Annotated in this window: 19 protein-coding genes and 1 tRNA gene; 13 read left to right on the top strand and 7 right to left on the bottom strand. The window is 73.3% G+C overall.

Annotated features, from left to right (window positions below):
* Window positions 1-73: 73 nt before the first annotated feature.
* On the top strand, window positions 74-1,042 hold the full coding sequence (locus tag ASD33_RS21685) for a class I SAM-dependent methyltransferase (protein ID WP_079044916.1): 969 nt from the start codon (window positions 74-76) through the stop codon (window positions 1,040-1,042).
* 22 nt (window positions 1,043-1,064) lie between these two features.
* Here ASD33_RS21685 and ASD33_RS21680 read toward each other — a convergent pair whose 3' ends face one another.
* A complete protein-coding gene (locus ASD33_RS21680; protein WP_056562790.1) occupies window positions 1,065-1,529 on the bottom strand; it encodes an RICIN domain-containing protein in 465 nt (154 codons plus the stop codon).
* 151 nt (window positions 1,530-1,680) lie between these two features.
* Here ASD33_RS21680 and ASD33_RS21675 point away from each other — a divergent pair, with 151 nt between their 5' ends.
* Window positions 1,681-3,012, top strand: coding sequence for an SUKH-4 family immunity protein (locus ASD33_RS21675; RefSeq protein WP_056562786.1), 1,332 nt, complete (start codon window positions 1,681-1,683; stop codon window positions 3,010-3,012).
* Between the two features lie 62 nt (window positions 3,013-3,074).
* On the opposite strand, the gene ASD33_RS21670 is transcribed toward ASD33_RS21675, so the two are convergent.
* The 3 genes from ASD33_RS21670 to ASD33_RS21660 form a co-directional block, all read right to left on the bottom strand.
* The gene (locus tag ASD33_RS21670) at window positions 3,075-3,869 is read right to left on the bottom strand and encodes an aldo/keto reductase (RefSeq protein WP_056563212.1); all 795 of its coding nucleotides are present in this window, start codon (window positions 3,867-3,869) and stop codon (window positions 3,075-3,077) included.
* A 215-nt stretch (window positions 3,870-4,084) separates the two neighbouring features.
* Entirely contained in the window at window positions 4,085-5,908 is a 1,824-nt protein-coding gene (locus ASD33_RS21665; RefSeq protein WP_056562783.1) for an AMP-dependent synthetase/ligase, read from the bottom strand.
* 351 nt (window positions 5,909-6,259) lie between these two features.
* Window positions 6,260-7,126: a LysR substrate-binding domain-containing protein gene (locus tag ASD33_RS21660; protein ID WP_056562780.1), complete on the bottom strand. Its 867-nt coding sequence runs from the start codon at window positions 7,124-7,126 to the stop codon at window positions 6,260-6,262.
* A gap of 133 nt (window positions 7,127-7,259) precedes the next feature.
* On the opposite strand from ASD33_RS21660, the gene ASD33_RS21655 reads away from it, so the two are divergent.
* The 9 genes from ASD33_RS21655 (at window position 7,260) to ASD33_RS35540 (ending at window position 13,476) form a co-directional block, all read left to right on the top strand.
* Entirely contained in the window at window positions 7,260-8,363 is a 1,104-nt protein-coding gene (locus ASD33_RS21655; RefSeq protein ID WP_079044915.1) for a bile acid:sodium symporter family protein, read from the top strand.
* Window positions 8,364-8,388: 25 nt separating this feature from the next.
* A complete protein-coding gene (locus ASD33_RS21650) occupies window positions 8,389-8,910 on the top strand; it encodes an isochorismatase family protein (RefSeq protein WP_056562774.1) in 522 nt (173 codons plus the stop codon).
* Complete coding sequence (locus ASD33_RS21645; protein WP_056562771.1) at window positions 8,907-9,290, top strand: hypothetical protein; 384 nt, start codon at window positions 8,907-8,909, stop codon at window positions 9,288-9,290. Before ASD33_RS21650 ends, ASD33_RS21645 begins: the two co-directional genes overlap by 4 nt.
* 174 nt (window positions 9,291-9,464) lie before the next feature.
* The gene (locus ASD33_RS21640; protein ID WP_056562768.1) at window positions 9,465-10,415 is read left to right on the top strand and encodes a beta-ketoacyl-ACP synthase III; all 951 of its coding nucleotides are present in this window, start codon (window positions 9,465-9,467) and stop codon (window positions 10,413-10,415) included.
* A gap of 141 nt (window positions 10,416-10,556) precedes the next feature.
* A complete protein-coding gene (locus tag ASD33_RS21635) occupies window positions 10,557-11,114 on the top strand; it encodes a hypothetical protein (RefSeq protein ID WP_056562765.1) in 558 nt (185 codons plus the stop codon).
* A gap of 121 nt (window positions 11,115-11,235) precedes the next feature.
* Entirely contained in the window at window positions 11,236-11,964 is a 729-nt protein-coding gene (locus ASD33_RS21630) for a class F sortase (RefSeq protein WP_056562762.1), read from the top strand.
* Between the two features lie 263 nt (window positions 11,965-12,227).
* Window positions 12,228-12,315, top strand: a tRNA-Leu gene (locus ASD33_RS21625).
* Between the two features lie 104 nt (window positions 12,316-12,419).
* Window positions 12,420-12,773, top strand: coding sequence for a zinc ribbon domain-containing protein YjdM (locus ASD33_RS21620; RefSeq protein ID WP_056562759.1), 354 nt, complete (start codon window positions 12,420-12,422; stop codon window positions 12,771-12,773).
* 46 nt (window positions 12,774-12,819) lie between these two features.
* Window positions 12,820-13,476, top strand: a complete 657-nt coding sequence (locus ASD33_RS35540) for a hypothetical protein (protein ID WP_056562756.1) — start codon at window positions 12,820-12,822, stop codon at window positions 13,474-13,476.
* A gap of 11 nt (window positions 13,477-13,487) precedes the next feature.
* On the opposite strand, the gene ASD33_RS21610 is transcribed toward ASD33_RS35540, so the two are convergent.
* Genes ASD33_RS21610 through ASD33_RS21600 form a run of 3 tightly spaced genes read right to left on the bottom strand, consistent with a single transcriptional unit; the run spans window position 13,488 to window position 15,167 of the window.
* On the bottom strand, window positions 13,488-14,198 hold the full coding sequence (locus ASD33_RS21610) for a class I SAM-dependent methyltransferase (RefSeq protein WP_056562753.1): 711 nt from the start codon (window positions 14,196-14,198) through the stop codon (window positions 13,488-13,490).
* 34 nt (window positions 14,199-14,232) lie between these two features.
* Window positions 14,233-14,730: a hypothetical protein gene (locus tag ASD33_RS21605; protein WP_242427151.1), complete on the bottom strand. Its 498-nt coding sequence runs from the start codon at window positions 14,728-14,730 to the stop codon at window positions 14,233-14,235.
* A gap of 5 nt (window positions 14,731-14,735) precedes the next feature.
* The gene (locus ASD33_RS21600) at window positions 14,736-15,167 is read right to left on the bottom strand and encodes an ATP-binding protein (RefSeq protein WP_056562750.1); all 432 of its coding nucleotides are present in this window, start codon (window positions 15,165-15,167) and stop codon (window positions 14,736-14,738) included.
* A 271-nt stretch (window positions 15,168-15,438) separates the two neighbouring features.
* Between ASD33_RS21600 and ASD33_RS21595 the strand changes: the two genes are divergently transcribed.
* Window positions 15,439-16,314, top strand: coding sequence for a helix-turn-helix transcriptional regulator (locus tag ASD33_RS21595; protein ID WP_056562748.1), 876 nt, complete (start codon window positions 15,439-15,441; stop codon window positions 16,312-16,314).
* Window positions 16,315-16,551: a DUF397 domain-containing protein gene (locus ASD33_RS21590; protein ID WP_015037566.1), complete on the top strand. Its 237-nt coding sequence runs from the start codon at window positions 16,315-16,317 to the stop codon at window positions 16,549-16,551.
* The last annotated feature ends 5 nt before the right edge of the window (window positions 16,552-16,556 follow it).

Below are 16,556 nucleotides of genomic sequence, written 5' to 3'. Positions count from 1 at the left end.
CGAAGGGGACGGATTCGTTGCCGGACCGGCAAGTTTTCTCGCGCTCCGGGCCGTCTCCCCGCACGCTGGGACCATGACTCAGCAGATCGCGTCCCACGACGGACACGCCCACGGCGAGGGCCGGGGCCACCAGCACTCCGCCGGCCACGCGGCGGCACCGGGCCACAAGCACGGTCACGGCCACCGGCACGGCCACGACACCCACCTGGACTGGAACGAGATCGCCCCGCTCCTGGAGCGGCAGGCCGAGGTCGCGAGCCCCGCCTACGCGGACGCCGCCGCCTGGATCGGCACGCTCGCCCCGGTGCCGGGAGTCCGCCGGGTCCTCGACATCGGCAGCGGCCCCGGGGTCATCACCAGCCTGCTCGCACAGGCCTTCCCGGCCGCCGAGACGGTCGCCGTCGACGGCACCCCCGAACTCCTCGTCCGCGCCACGGCCCACGCCGAGTCCCGCGGTCTCGGCGCCCGCGTCTCCACCCTGCACGCCGAACTCCCCGAGGGCATCGCGGGCCTGGGGCGCGCCGACCTGATCTGGGCCGGGAACTCGATGCACCACATGGGCGACCAGCGGGCCGCGCTCGCGGAGTTCGCCGGGCTGCTCAACCCCGGCGGTCTGATGGCCCTCGTCGAGGGCGGGCTGCCCACCCGTCATCTGCCCTGGCACATCGGCTTCGGCCGGCCCGGCTTCGAGGCCCGTGTCGACGCGGCCCAGGCCGACTGGTTCGGCGAGATGCGCGCCGACCTGCCCGGCTCCAAGGACGAGCCGGACGACTGGCGCGCGCTCCTCGCCGCCGCCGGTCTCACCCCCGCCGGCACCAGGACCTTCCTCACCGACCTCCCCGCGCCGGTGTCCCCGCTCGTACGGGACCTGGTCGTCGCCCACTACACGCGGCTCCAGGAGAGCTGGGGCAGCCGTTTCGACGCGGACGACGCGGCGACCCTCGACCGCCTCCTCGACCCGTCCGACGAGCTGTCCCTGCACCACCGCACGGACCTGTACTACCTCACGGCCCGCACGGTCCACACCGCCCGCAAGGGCTGACGGACCGCCGCACCGGGACCCGTCAGGACACCGGCTCCAGCCGCCACCACTGGAACGGGGAGTCGGTGTCCTCCCACTGCCGTACGTTGCCCCCGTCGTCCTCCGAGGCGTCGGCGACCTCCAGGAACAGGCCGCTGACGAAGCTCACGAGCGCGACCGTCCCCGGCGACTGCAGGTCCTGCTCGATGATCCACTCCTGCGCGCCGAAGTTGTTCGCCTTCCACTGCTGGATGTTGGCGCCGTTCTCCGTGGACGCGCCCGCGACGTCGAGCCGCTTGCCGCTGGCCGCGTTGACCAGGTGGTAGACCCCGCCGCCGTTGGGCACGGAGCTGATGTGCCAGTGCTGCCCCGGGGTTCCGCGCTCGGTGCCCTGCTGCACGTTGGCACCGCTGCGGGCCGACCCCTCGTACACCTCCAGGAGCAGCCCGCTGGCCACGTTCCGCACCCGGTAGAGGCCCTCCTCGACGGGCACCGGAGAACCACTCACGTACCGACTCCTTCTTCACGCACCGCTGTTGGACCCGACACTACGTCCCGGGTACGACAACGGCGGGTACGGCCGAGGCGCCGCCCACGGCCGCCCGCCGCCCGGCGGCCACCGCACCGCCGATGTCCGAGGCGCCTGTCACCATGATCCGGTGACCGCACGCGAACCCGTTCTCCCCGCCCCGCCCGCAGCCGCCGACCCGCTGGACGCCGCCGCCCTCGTCGACGACCCCGCCCGGGTCCTGCGCCACGACCGCGCCGAGCTCCGCGCCCGCCTCGCCGCCCTGCCCGACCACCGCGGCGGGGTGGGACGGGAGGTGTTCACCCAGGCCGAGGCCGTCTTCGGGACCGGCCCGGTGACGACGGCCGAGTTCGCGTCCAGGCTGCACTTCGCCGCGACCGTCCTCGGCCACCGGGAGTACGCCGAGCAGGTGGCCGCCGCCGAACCGGGCCTCCCGTGGCGGACGGTCTGGGCCTGGTGGCGGCCGGTCGGCGTGTACGAGGCGGAGCCGAACCTCAGCGGCGACGGCTCCGCCGAGGTGTACGAGGCCGACGGCCGGCCGCTGCTCAAGGTGACGGCCCTGTGGTGCGCGGACACCTGGTTCGACCTGGCCACCGGCGTGCGGCTGGACGCCCCGCCCGAGGGCGCGGCCGTGCCGTACGAGGAGACGGAGCCGGACGGCCCCTGGCTCTTCGAACCGGACGACGAGTCCTGGGCACCGCGCGCCCCGGACGGCTGGGAGGAACCCTTCGCGCTGGACGGCGGGCGCTACGTCTTCCAGGACGCGCGCGGGGTCGCCGTCGTCGAACAGAACGAGAAGGCGCTCGCCGGCCGGCCGAGCGGCGACGCCGACGACGGCGGTGCGACGGACGACGATCCGACGGACGGCGAACCCTGGTTCCGGCCGGGGACGAGGAACGCCCGAGCCGACGAACCCCTCACCGCCGCCCGCCTCGACCGGGTCTTCGGCCCCTCCGGTGTCCTCCGCGTACCGGCCGCCGAGCTCCCGGACGCCCTCACCCACGAACCGACCCGGGCCCTGCTCGCCGGGGCCGGCCTGCCCCGCCGCTGGGCCGCCGGCGTCACGTCCTTCGCGGCGGCCGCGCCGCCGCTGGGGCCCGGCCCCGAGGGAATGCTGCGCGTCGGCGCCTTCGACCTCGGATACTGCGACCCGGGCGAGGTGTTCGTCCACCCCGCGACGGGTGCGGTGGGCATGCGCCAGCCCGACGGCAGCCACGGCCCGGGCGGCGACGCCGTCTTCCCGCTCGCCCGCGACCTGGACGCCTTCGTCCGTCTCCTGGAGGGCGTACGCCGTCACATGGGCGCCTGCTGGGACCCCTACCCGGGGGAGGAGGGCGTGTCGGCCTTCCTCCGTGCGATGGACGCCGTCGACGCCGGAGCGCTGGCCGAGGGCGCGCCCGGCGCCGGGGTCTGGGAGCACCTCTTCGCGTCCGTCACCGAGCTCAGTGTGTACGGCTACTGAGGCCGGGCGCGCAGCCGGCGCCGCACCGCCGAGACGGCGCGGCGCCGGAGCGAAGCGCGCCTTCAGGCGCCGACGTTGAACTCCGCCGGGTCCGGGCCCAGCCGGCGGTTCTCGTCGAGCGCGGCGATGGCGGCCAGGTCCTCGGCGTCCAGCTCGAAGTCGAAGACGTCGATGTTCTCCCGGATGCGGGAGGGGGTGACGGACTTCGGGATGACCACGTTCCCCAGCTGGAGGTGCCAGCGCAGCACGACCTGGGCCGGGGTCCGCCCGTGCTTGCGGCCGATCGCGACGATCGCGGGGACGTCCAGGAGGCCCTTGCCGGAGCCGAGCGGGGACCACGCCTCGGTCGCGATCCCGTGCCGGGCGTGCAGCTCGCGCGAGGCCTGCTGGGTGAGCTGCGGGTGGAGCTCGATCTGGTTGACGGCGGGGACGACCGAGGTCTCGCCGATCAGCCGCTCCAGGTGCTCGGGAAGGAAGTTCGAGACGCCGATCGCCTTGGCGCGCCCGTCCGCGTAGATCTTCTCGAACGCCCGGTACGTGTCGACGTACGCGTCCTTCGCGGGCACCGGCCAGTGGATCAGGTACAGGTCGACGTGGTCGAGGCCGAGCTTGTCGAGGGACTCGTCGAAGGCCTTCAGGGTCGCGTCGTAGCCCTGCTCGCTGTTCCACAGCTTGGTGGTGACGAAGAGGTCCTCGCGGGCGATCCCGGAGGCGGCGAGGGCCCGGCCGGTGCCCTCCTCGTTCCCGTAGATCGCGGCGGTGTCGATCGAGCGGTAGCCGGCCTCCAGAGCCGTCGCCACGGCGTCCGCGGCCTCGTCGTCCGGCACCTGCCAGACACCGAAGCCCAGCTGCGGCATCCGGACGCCGTTGTTCAGGGTGACGGAGGGAACCTTGCTGTCCGTGCTCACGTGGGAGGGGTCCTTACCTTGTCGCGGTTCGTGACGGTCGCGCACCCGCTCCAGCTCGTACGGGGGCACTCCCAGCGTCAACGATCACGGGGCGTCCCGCATTCCGTGCCCGGCACGGGAACCGGCCCGCCCGACGCGGGCGCGACCCGGCCCGACGCGCCTTCTCAGCCGTACAGCGCCGCGACCTCCGCCGCGTACGCCCGCTCGATCGCCTTCCGCTTCAGCTTCAGCGAGGGGGTGAGCAGCCCGTGCTCCTCGCTGAACGGGTGCGCCAGTATGCGGAAGGTGCGGATCGACTCGGCCTGCGACACGAGCGTGTTCGCCGCCACCACCCCCCGCCGGATCTCGGTCTCCAGCGACGGGTCGCGCACCAGCTCCGACGGCGCGAGCGGCGGGCGCCCCTGCATCGCGAGCCAGTGCTCCACCGCCTCCTGGTCGAGCGTCACCAGCGCGGCGATGTACGGCCGGTCGTTGCCGACGACGATGCACTGGGAGATCAGCGGATGCGCCCGCACCCGCTCCTCCAGACCCGTCGGCGCGACGCTCTTGCCGCCCGAGGTCACCAGGATCTCCTTCTTGCGCCCGGTGATCGTCAGATAGCCGTCCTCGTCGAGCGCGCCCAGGTCCCCGGTGGCCAGCCAGCCGTCGTTGAGCACGGCGGCCGTCGCCTCCGGGGCGTTCAGGTAGCCGGAGAAGACCTGACCGCCGTGCAGCCACACCTCGCCGTCCTCCGCGATGTGCACCGTCGTCCCCGGCACCGGCTGCCCGACCGTGCCGTACTTCGTCCGCTCCGGCGGGTTCGCGGTGGCGGCGGCCGACGACTCCGTCAGCCCGTACCCCTCGTACACGGTGACGCCCGCGCCCGCGAAGAACAGACCCTGCCGGCGGTCCATCGCCGAACCGCCCGACATCGCGTGCCGCAGCCGCCCGCCCAGGGCCGCCCGGACCTTCACGTACACCGTCTTCTCGAAGAACTGGTGCTGTACGCGCAGCGCCGCCGAGGGCCCCGGGCCGGTGCCGAACGCCTTCTGCTCCAGCGCCTCCGCGTACGCGACCGCCACCTCGACGGCCTTGTCGAACGGGCCGGTCTTCCCGTCCCGCTCCGCCTTGCGCCGGGCCGCGTGGAAGACCTTCTCGAAGACGTACGGCACCGCCAGGACGAAGCTCGGCCGGAACGCCGCCAGGTCCGGCAGCAGTTCCCCCGCCGCCATCACCGGCTGGTGCCCCAGCTTCACCCCGCTGCGGACCGCCGCGACCTCCACCATCCGCCCGAAGACGTGCGAGAGCGGCAGGAACAGCAGCGTCGAGGCCTGCTCGCCCGGCCGGGAGCGGAACACCGGCTCCCAGCGGCCCACCAGCATGTCCGTCTCGAACATGAAGTTGGCATGGGTGATCACACAGCCCTTCGGGCGGCCGGTCGTCCCCGAGGTGTAGATGACCGTCGCCACCGTCTCCGGGGTCACCGCCTTGCGGTGCCGGTGCACGACGTCCTCGTCGATGTCGGCCCCCGCCGCCGTCAGCTCGTCCACCGCGCCCGCGTCCAGCTGCCACAGCCGCTGGAGCCGGGGCAGCCGGTCGATCACCGAACCGATCGTCATCGCGTGGTCCTCGTGCTCCACCACGCACGCCGTGACCTCGGAGTCGTACAGCATCCAGAAGACCTGCTCGGCGGAGGAGGTCGGATAGACGGGCACGGGCTGCGCGCCCACCGTCCACAGCGCGAAGTCGAACAGCGTCCACTCGTAGCGGGTACGGGCCATGATCGCGACCCGGTCGCCGAACCGCACGCCCTCCGCGATCAGGCCCTTCGCGAGACCCAGGACCTCGTCCCGGAACCGCGCCGCCGACACGTCCCGCCACTCCCCGTCCGGACCCTTCCGGCCGAAGGCCACCCGGTCCGGCTCGGCCTGGGCACGGTCGAACACGGCGTCCGCCAGACCGCCGACCTGAGGCGCCGCCTCGACGGGCGGCACGGTGAACTCGCGCACTGACCTGCTCCTCGACGGCTCGGTGGCTGGAAAAGCCCGTTGTCGCGCTCCGAAACGGCGGGGTGACCGTATCCCACCCGACTCCCCGGCGGGAGGGCCTTCACCAAGCCGGGACATTCCGTGTTCGCACAGGTCAGGATGGGTGGGGGAGCCAAGTCACGGGTCCGGCGGGGCCGTTACCGACCGCGCGGTACGCCCCTCGGGGTCGAATCTCCACGGAATCTGTACGGACCGCTCACCGGAGCGCCGTGGGAGGGGGAGCGTGCGGCGGGGGAGGGGGTATCGGCGGGCGCGGGCCCGCACCTCGAGCCCGCGCCCGCCGAAGGCCCGCACGGCCCCCGCGCACGCCCCTCACCCCGGCCGGTGCAGCCGGTCGCCGCCCGCCAGGATCGCTTCCGCCAGTGCGTCCGCCGCCTCCTGCACCGCCCCGCCCCGGCGCCCCGCGCGCAGGACGAAGCCCACGTCGCCCAGCTCCGGGAGCCCGGCGCGGGCCGGGAGCGGCACCAGGCCCGGTGGCACCATGCCCCGGGTGTGCGCCATCACGCCGAGCCCCGCGCGGGCCGCCGCCACGTTCGCGCTCAGGCTGGAACTCGTGCACGCGATCCGCCAGGCCCGGCCCTGCGCCTCCAGGGCCTCGAGGGCCCGCGCCCGGGTGATCCCCGGCGGCGGATACAGGATGAGCGGGACCGGCCGGTCCGGATCGAGCCGCAGCCCCGGCGCCCCGATCCAGACCAGGGTGTCCTCCCACACGAGCCGGCCCTCGCTCTCCCCGCCGCGCTGCTTCGCCAGGATCAGATCGAGCCGCCCGGCGGCCAGCCGGGCCTGGAGCGTCCCGGACAGCTCGACCGTCAGCTCCAGGTCGACCTCGGGGTGCTCGCGCCGGAAGGACTCCAGGATCTCCGGCAGCCGGGTCGTCACGAAGTCCTCGGACGCGCCGAACCGCAGCCGCCCGCGCAGCCGGGTCCCGCCGAAGAACGCCGCCGCCCGCTCGTGCGCCTGGAGGATCGTGCGCGCGAACCCGAGCATCGCCTCGCCGTCCTCCGTCAGCGCCACCCGGTGGGTGTCCCGGGTGAAGAGCGGCCGGCCGGTGGCCTCCTCAAGACGCCGCACGTGCTGGCTGACGGTCGACTGCCGCAGCCCGAGCCGGCCGGCGGCCCGGGTGAAGCTCAGGGTCTGGGCCACGGCGAGGAAGGTGCGCAACTGGGTGGGCTCGTACACGGGACGACCGTACCCCGCTCATCGCGGACCGTGATGACAGTCAGAGCGCTGTACGGGATTCCCGATGACCGACCCGTGGAGCAGGATGGGGAGGCGCGACCAGCCGCCCCAGCGCACGAAGCCGTGGAGCCTCATGACCGTCCGTACGCCCGCCGGCGCCCCACGCCGCGCCCTCCTCCTGCCGTCCTGGCTGCCCGTCGACGGCTACGTCCTCGCCCTGCTCGGCACGGTCGGCCTCGCCGCGCTCCTGCCCGCCTCGGGCACCGCCGCCGACATCGCGGAAGGCACGACCACCGGCGCCGTCGCCCTCCTCTTCTTCCTCTACGGCGCCCGGCTCTCCACCCGCGAGGCCCTCGACGGCCTCCGGCACTGGCGGTTCCACCTCACCGTCCTCGGCAGCACCTTCCTGGTCTTCCCGCTGCTCGGACTCGCCGCGCGCGGCCTCGTCCCCACCGTGCTCACCCCCCAGCTCTACACCGGCCTCCTCTTCCTCTGTCTGGTGCCGTCGACCATCCAGTCGTCCATCGCCTTCACCTCGATCGCGCGCGGCAACGTGCCCGCCGCGATCTGCGCCGGCTCCTTCTCCTCGCTCGCGGGCATCCTGCTGACCCCGCTGCTCGCGGGCCTGCTCCTCGGCGACAGCGGCGGCGGCCTCTCCGCCGACGGGCTGCTCAGGATCGTGCTCCAGCTGCTCGTGCCGTTCCTCGCCGGACAGTTCCTGCGCCGCTGGATCGGCGGCTTCGTCGTCCGCCACAAGAAGGTCCTGGGACACGTCGACCGGGGATCGATCCTCCTCGTCGTCTACACCGCCTTCAGCCAGGGCATGGTCGCCGGCATCTGGCACCTGGTCACCCCGGCCCGGCTCGGGCTGCTGCTCGCCGTCGAGGCCGTGCTGCTCGCCGCGATGCTGGCCCTGACCTGGTACGGGGCCGGCCGCCTCGGCTTCGGCCGGGCCGACCGGATCGCGATCCAGTTCGCCGGCTCGAAGAAGAGCCTGGCGGCCGGACTGCCGATGGCCAGCGTCCTCTTCGGCCCCGAGGCCGCCCTCGCCGTGCTCCCGCTGATGCTCTTCCACCAGATGCAGCTGATGGTCTGCGCGGTCATCGCGAAGCGTCGCGCCAACGACCCGGAGCAGGGGGAGGCGGCGGAACCGGGGGCGCCCCTCCCGGAACAGCGTGGGACCCCGCCGGCCCCCGCCCCCGTAGGCCGGATCACACCCACGACCGCCCCGAGATGATCAACAGGGCCGCTACGGTGCTCCCATGCCCGCACTCGATCCCGGTCGCACCGCGCTCGTCCTCGTCGACCTCATGGAACGCATCGTCGCGCTGCCGCTCGCGCCCCGCCCCGGCACCGACGTGCTCACCGCCGCCGCCCGGCTCGCCGACACCTTCCGGGCGGCCGGCGCCCCCGTCGTCCACATCCGCGTCGAGCGGCCGAACGTCGACGCCCAGCCGCCCGGCAGCGCGCTCGTCGCGGACCTCGTCCACGAGGGCGAACCCGTCGTCGTGAAGCGCACCATCGGCGGCTTCCACGACACCGGACTCCACGAACTGCTCTCCGGCCTCGGCGCCACCACCCTCGTCCTCGCCGGCATCGCCACCAACCTCGGCGTCGAGTCCACCGCCCGCGCCGCCGGCGACCTCGGCTACGACCTGGTCTTCGCCGAGGACGCCATGACGGCGCTCACCGCCGCGGAGCACCACGCCTCCGTCGAACTCGACTTCCCCCGCCTCGGCACCGTCGCCCCGGTCTCCGCGATCACCCTGGACGGCCCCGAGTGACCCGGGTCCCGATACGGTACGGGGCCCGCCCCTGCTCCCTCGTCGTCTGCCGCGGCTGCTGCTGCGGCGACGCCCGCAAGAACCCCGGCACCGACCACAGCGGGCAGCTCGCCCGCCTCAGGGCGGCCGCCGCGGCCTCCGGCGGCCGGCTCGCCGTCCGTACCAGCGACTGCCTCGGGCCCTGCGCCCAGGCCAACATCGTGGTCGTCCAGCCCTCCACCGAGGGCCGGCGGCGCGGCGGCAAGGCCGCCTGGATCGCCTTCACCCTCGACGAGGACGCCCTCGACGACATCCTCGCCTGGACGGCGGCCGGCGGCCCCGGTCTCGCCCCGCCCCCGGCGACCCTCGCGCTCCAGATGATCGACCCGCCGAAGAACTGACCCCGCCGACGGGGGCGGCCCGGGGCGCGGGGGCCGTGCCCCACACGGGTCCTTGTCACGGTCGGCCAAGCGGTACGGGGGAATCTTGGTGGTTTACGTCACCGGTTACCCATGAGTCGCTGGCAAGACTGGGGAATCCTGCCGGACGATCGAACCACCTAGGGGGTCCCGGGTATGACGGGCACTCGCATTGCCGCGCTCGGGCACTACCAGCCCGCCAAGGTGCTGACCAACCACGACCTCGCGGAGTTGGTCGACACCGACGACGCGTGGATCACGAGCAGGGTCGGCATCCGCACCCGGCACATCGCCGGACCCGACGAACCCGTCGACGAACTCGCCGCCCACGCGGCGGGCAAGGCCCTGGCCACCGCGGGGCTCACCCCGGACGACATCGACCTCGTCCTCGTGGCCACCTCCACGGCCATCGACCGCTCGCCCAACACGGCCGCCCGCGTCGCCGCCCGCCTCGGCATGACCTCGCCCGCGACCATGGACCTCAACGTGGTCTGCGCCGGCTTCACCCACGCTCTGGCCACCGCCGACCACGCGGTACGGGCGGGCGGCGCGCGCCGCGTCCTGGTGATCGGCGCCGACAAGATGTCCGACGTGGCCGACTGGACGGACCGCACCACCTGCGTCCTCGTCGGCGACGGCGCGGGCGCCGCGATCGTCGAGGCCGTGGACGAGGAGCAGACCGTGCCCGGCATCGGCCCGGTGCTGTGGGGCTCCGTCCCGGAGATGGGCAACGCCGTCCGGATCGAGGGCACCCCGCCCCGCTTCGCCCAGGAGGGCCAGAGCGTCTACCGCTGGGCCACCCAGCAGCTCCCGGCCCTCGCCCGCAAGGCCTGCGAGCGCTCCGGCATCGCCCCCGAGGAACTCGCGGGCGTGGTCCTGCACCAGGCCAACCTGCGGATCATCGAGCCGCTCGCCGCGAAGATCGGCGCCGTGAACGCGATCGTCGCCCGCGACGTCGTCGACTCCGGCAACACGTCGGCCGCCTCCATCCCGCTCGCCCTGGCCAAGCTCGTCGAGCGCGGCGAACTCCCCACCGGAGCGCCGGTCCTGCTCTTCGGCTTCGGCGGAAACCTCTCCTACGCGGGACAGGTCGTCCGCGTTCCGTAGCGGGCGCGGGCATGCCCCGTTCGGCGGAGCCCGGTGGCGGCGCACCGGGGGCGGACCTAGCTTCGATCGCGGTGAGGGTCATCGTCTTCCGGCCCCGGAATCGCTCCGCGGCCGAGCCCTCGCGTGATCTGGAGGACCGCCATGCGCGCGATACGTGCCGCTTCCGCCGCCCTGCTGAGCGCCGCCGCCGTGGTCGCGGTCGCGCCGACGGCCCTGGCGGACGAGGGCAATCACAACATCACGTCGTTCGGCTTCTCGGTCACCCCCGCGACGGTCGCCCCCGGCGGCACCGTCACCCTCACCTCGGACGGCTGCGAGGTCCCGTCGGTGACGGTCACCTCCGGGGTGTTCGACACCGTCACCCTCAACGAGGGCCGCGCGGGCACGGCGACCGTCGACTTCGACGCCAAGGCCGGCACCCAGTACGAGATCACCTTCGACTGCAAGGGCGAGCGCGGCACCACCAAACTCACCATCGCCCAGGGCGACCAGGGAGGGACCCGGCCCGAGCACGACAACGGCATGACCACCGGCGCGCACAAGGGCGTGAAGGCCGGCTACGGCACCGCCGCGGCCTCCGGCGCCGACTCCGAGGGCCTGGGCGCCACCGAGGTCGTCACGGGTGTCCTGCTCATCGCCGGCGCGCTCGGCGCCGCCGTCGTTCTGACCCGCCGCCGCGCCGCCGACGGCCGCGCCTGACGGCCGGTGCCAGGGGGACCTGAAACGGCCCCTCCGCCCCGGTGTGACGAGGTCCGGGACGGAGGGGCGCCACCCCGTGCAGGGGCGGCCGGCGTGCAGGGCGACGAGGAGGACGACGGACGTGCGGCGGTCGGACGACGACACGGCCGGGCCGAACGGCGCGGGCCGACCAGCGGGCGCGGCCCGCGCAGCCGGTGCGGCCCGCCCGGACGGTACGGGCCGGCACGGCGCCTGGGGTGTCATCGCGGTCGTCCTCCTGATCGGCGTCCACCTCGTACGCGGCGGTACGGAGGAGATCAGCGCCGAAGGCCCCCCGCAGCCCCTCGCCGCGGCGGCGCCCGACGGTGCCCGGGCGGCGGCGGTGGGCCTCCCCGCCTCCGTACCCGATCCGCTTCCCCCGTCGACGCCGGTCGGGGTCCGCGTCCCGGCCGTCCGGATCGACGCCCCCGTCACCGAGGTCGGCCTCGACGCCGACGGCTGGATCGAGGCGCCGCCGCCCGAGGACGACCGGCTCGCGGGCTGGTTCTCCGGAGCGGTCACCCCCGGGGAACGCGGCACCGCCGTGGTCGTCGGCCATGTCGACACCCCCGACGGCCGCGCCGTCTTCTACGACCTCGGTGCCGTCGGCAAGGGACACCGGGTGGAGATCGCCCGCCGCGACGGCCGGACGGCCGTGTTCACCGTGTACGGCGTCGAGGTCGTCCCCAAGGACGCCTTCCCCGCCGAACGGGTCTACGGGGACGCGGGCGCCCCCGAGCTGCGTCTGATCACCTGCGGCGGCACGTTCACCGAGGCGAACGGCTACGAGGGGAACGTCGTGGTCTCCGCCCGCCTGACCGAGGTCCGCTGACCTGACGGACTCGGGCCGGGGGATTGGCCTGGACCGCGAGGTTCTCGCCAGGGTGGCGTGCACGGAGCCGGCGTCGGGGGGCGCCTGGCTCCCACCACCCCGAAGTCACCCGGCGCACCCGTCCGGTGACTCTGGGTACGCACCTCGGGCCCCGGCGAGTGGATCAAGGCCCGTGAGGCCGCCGCGCCGCACTGACCACGGGAAATGCTGGTGAAGGGCACCTCAAACCCCTGGTAGAGTTACATCTGTCGCCCAGACACCTTGTCCGGGTGGCGGAATGGCAGACGCGCTAGCTTGAGGTGCTAGTGCCCTTTATCGGGCGTGGGGGTTCAAGTCCCCCCTCGGACACCAGAGGAAAGTGCCGGTCGATCTCGAATCGACCGGCACTTTTCGTCTGTCCGCACCCGCGCCGATCGGCCGGAGCCTGGCCGGGGGGCAGCACCTATCCTGGAACCGTGATCGAGAACATTCCCCCCTGCCCCCAGTGCTCCAGCGAGTACACCTACGAGATGAACAACCTGGTCGTGTGCCCCGAGTGCGGCCACGAGTGGGTCCCGGGCGCCGAGGGCGCGCCGGAGGCCGGCGGGGAGCGCGTGATCAAGGACGCCGTCGGCAACGTGCTGAACGACGGCGACACGGTGACCGTCGTCAAGGCCCTCAAGGTGAAGGGCAACCCGTCCGGCATCAAGGCGGGCACGAAGGTGCGCAACATCCGCCTGGTCGACGGCGTCGACGGCCACGACATCGACTGCAGGATCGACGGCTTCGGCGCCATGCAGCTCAAGTCCAGCGTGGTCAAGAAGGCCTGAACCCGTACGGCGGCCGAAGCCGTCGTACGAGCGGCGGAGGCACGCCATGGCCGAGGGAAGAACCTCCGGACCGAACGCCACCGACGGCGGCAGCGGTGGCCGCCCGCCGGACGGGCCGCCCTCCGGCCCGCTGAGCCCCCCGCCGTCGGAGCCCCTGCCACCCCGGAGACGGGGACTGCTCATCGCCCTGATGAGCGGGCTCGTCCTCGTCGTCGGCGTCGTGGGCGTCCTGATCGGCGCGGGAGGCTTCGGCGGGGACGGGCGCGCCGGGGGAGTGGCGACCGCGCCGCCCACCGCCTCTCCGCCGAAGTCCGCCCCGCCCACCACCGCCTCCTCCTCCTCCTCCCCGGCTTCCGCCACCCCCGGGCGTTCTTCCGGTGAGGTGCTCGCCTTCGGCAGGACGCAGCGGTACGAGGACGGCGTGGAGGTGACCGTGTCCGCGCCGGTCGCCTTCACACCGTCATCGGGCTCGGCCGGTCACACGGCGGGCAACCAGGCCGTGACCGTCGAGATCACGGTGCGCAACGGCACGGACGAGCGGATGGACCTGTCCCTCGTACGCGTGACGGCCCGGGACGGGCAGGGACGTGAACTCGCGCGGGTCTTCGACGTACCGCCCTCCGGTGGGAAGCCCGTCCTCGACGTCGAGGTGAAGGTCGGCGTCGACCGTCCCTCCGACTTCTGGAGCGGCGCCCTCGGGTAGCGGGGGCCCGCTCAGCCCTTCCGTGCCACCACCAGCCGGCACCGTGGGCTGCCGTCCTCCCTGTGTCCCAGGGATTCCACGGGGGTCAGGGTGACCTCGAAGCCCGCCTCCGTCAGCCGGTCGCGGACGTCCGCGAGGCGGAAGGTCCGGTAGTACATGACGAACGGGGGGTGCAGGACGGCGTTGCGGACGCGCATCGTCGCGTCGAAGCCCCACAGCATCCAGTAGAGGCGTGAGCCCACCCGGGGCGGGGCCGGGAGGGGGAAGGCGAAGGTGCCGCCGGGCTTGAGCGAGGCGTGGACCTGGGCGAACAGGGTGCGCTGGGCCTCCGGCAGGAAGTGGCCGAAGGCGCCGAAGCTGACCGCCAGGTCGAAGACCGGGCCGAAGGGCAGCGCCAGGGCGTCGGCGCGGACCAGGGCGGCGCCCGGGTGGGCGAGGCGGGCCCGGTCCAGCATGCCCGCGCTGAAGTCGACTCCGGTGACCGGCCCCGCGCAGACCGAGCGGAGGACACCGAGCCCGGCCCCCGTACCGCAGCAGACGTCGAGCCCCGAACCGAAGGGGCCGAGGGCCTCCAGCGACTCGGTGACCGCGGTCAGCAGCCGGTCGGAGGTACGGAACGGGGTCGCGTCGAACTTGTCCGCGAGCAGGTCGTAGCCGTGCTCCACCGAGGAGAGCGCCTGGGCGGTCAGTTCGCGGAGGGTCGGACCCTGCGGGGAGAACATGTCCCCGACCCTATGCCGTCACCGGCCGTCCGCGTCAGAGTGCGCTGCGCACCGGGGGCACCGCTCCCCAGGAGGGCGCGATCCCCGTCAGCTGGCAGACCAGCAGGTACAGCGGGATCGGCGGTGTGTAGGGGGAGGTGCCGTCGGGGTGGTGGATGAGCCGGGGGCGGCGGTCCGGGATCTCCGCGCCGGGGGCGTAGCAGGCGGGCAGCGGCCAGGTGAGGTCCAGGTCGGAGCCGGCCGGGACCAGCCACCACCACCAGTCGGAGTCGGCGTAGACGCAGCCCTTGGCGGGAAGGCGGGAGAGGATCTTGAAGCCGAACCGGGCCGGGACACCGACGGCGTCGCAGCCGAGGCCGGTGTGCAGGCCGACGGGGACGGCGAGGCGGGTGGCGCCCAGATCGCGGGGGCGGGCCGTGCCCGCGGGGCCGCGGCCGGTGGTGAGCCCGGGGGTGCGGGGGAGCTGCTCCGGCACGCGTGCGCCGTGTGCCCTGCGGGCTCCGGGGAGCAGCGGGATCATGCGGGTGGCCATCGACCTCAGCACGGTTCCCCCATGCCATGGGCCAGTTCCGCCCAGACGACCTGCGCGGTGCCGTGTCCGGTGCGGTCGGCGCCCCAGGCGGTGCACAGCGCGTCGACGATGAGGAGGCCGCGGCCGCGCTCGTCCTCACCGCAGTCGCGTATCCGAGGTCCCGCGGGCCCGCCCTCGTCCCGTACGGCTATCCGCAGTGTCTCCTCGCCCTCGCGGAGCTCGCAGATCACCCGGCCGCTGGCGGTGTGCACCACGGCGTTGGTGACGAGCTCGGAGACGACCAGGGCGACCGTGTCACGTATGCCGGGGCCGCAGCCCCAGAGGATCAGCCGCTCCTCCGCGAGCCTGCGGGCCCGCGCCACCGACGCGGTGAGGGCCGGCAGCTCGAAGGCGAAACGGCGGACGGGATCGGTGTGCTGCTGCGGGCGCTGGGCCATGACCCGAGGGGCTCGAGGGCTCATGAGACCTGAAGGCTGCGCGTTACCAGAAGCCACGACCGGTTCCTCACAACAGTGGGCAGGACTGCCGTACGGCGCTGTCGCCGTGGCGCGGTGGCGCACGGCGGCAGCGTGTACTGGTTCACCGGAACACTGTCCTCCTGACTCGGACACTTGGCAAGTGGCACTCTGAAAATTGCAGAGTGCTGTGTTCTCTCTGGCCCGGCTTCGTGGCACACTCGTCGAAACAGTGCGTCGGGGAGGTCTGAGAGTGAGCGAGCCGCGGTCCGCCCCCACGGTGGGACAGGTCGTTCTCGGCAGGCGCCTGCAGGATCTGCGGGAGCGTGCCGGCCTGAAGAGGGAAGAGGCCGCGAAGGTCCTCCGGGTGGCCCCGGCCACCGTCCGGCGCATGGAGACCGCCGAGGTCGCGCTGAAAGTCCCGTACGTGCAGCTCCTCCTGAAGGAGTATGGGATCACGGACTCCGAGGCGGAGGGCTTCGTCGCCCTCACGGAGGAGGCGAACCTCCCCGGCTGGTGGCAGCGGTTCCACGACGTGCTGCCCGGCTGGTTCTCCATGTACGTGAGCCTGGAAGGGGCCGCGAGCCTCATCCGGGCCTACGAACCGCAGTTCGTCCCCGGTCTGCTCCAGACCGATGAGTACGCCCGTGCCATTCTGCGCAGCGGGGCGGTCGGTGGCGGCAGCGATGCCGACAAGGACGAGGACACCGAACGCCATGTAGCCCTACGGATGGAGCGTCAGTCCCTGCTGACCAGGGAGGACGCCCCCAAGTTCTGGGTGATCATGGACGAGACGGTGTTCCGCCGACCGGTCGGTGCCGGGCCCGAAGTGATGCGCGACCAGCTCGACCGGCTGCTCGAAGCGTCCGAGCTGCCGAACGTCACCCTGCAGATCGCGGAGTTCGCCTCCGGCCATCACCCGGGGACGTACGGACCGTTCGTCCTCTTCCGCTTCGCCATGCCCGAACTTCCGGACATGGTCTACAGCGAGTACCTGACCGGCGCCGTCTATCTCGACGCGCGCCCCGAGGTGGCGTCCCACCTGGAGGTCATGGACCGCATGGCGGCTCAGGCCGCGACTGCACAACGCACGAAGGAGATTCTCCGGAATCTCCGCAAGGAGCTGTGAATGGATCGCATATACAACGGCATGCCCGCCGCTGAGCTCGGTGCCGAGGGTTGGCACAAGCCCTGGAGCGGCGGGAACGGGGGCAACTGCGTGGAGGCCATGAAGCTGGCCGACGGCAGAGTCGCCGTGCGACAGTCCGCAGACCCTGAAGGACCCGCGCTCATCTACACCCACGGGGAGATCGCCGCTTTCATTCAGGGGGCCAAATCCGGTCAGGCTGACTTTCTCCTCACCTGACCCCT

It is taken from the genome of Streptomyces sp. Root1304 (genome assembly GCF_001426405.1).
Lineage (GTDB): Bacteria > Actinomycetota > Actinomycetes > Streptomycetales > Streptomycetaceae > Streptomyces.
The sequence above is the reverse complement of the archived record's forward strand: the minus strand, read 5'-3'. Positions and strand labels throughout refer to the sequence as shown.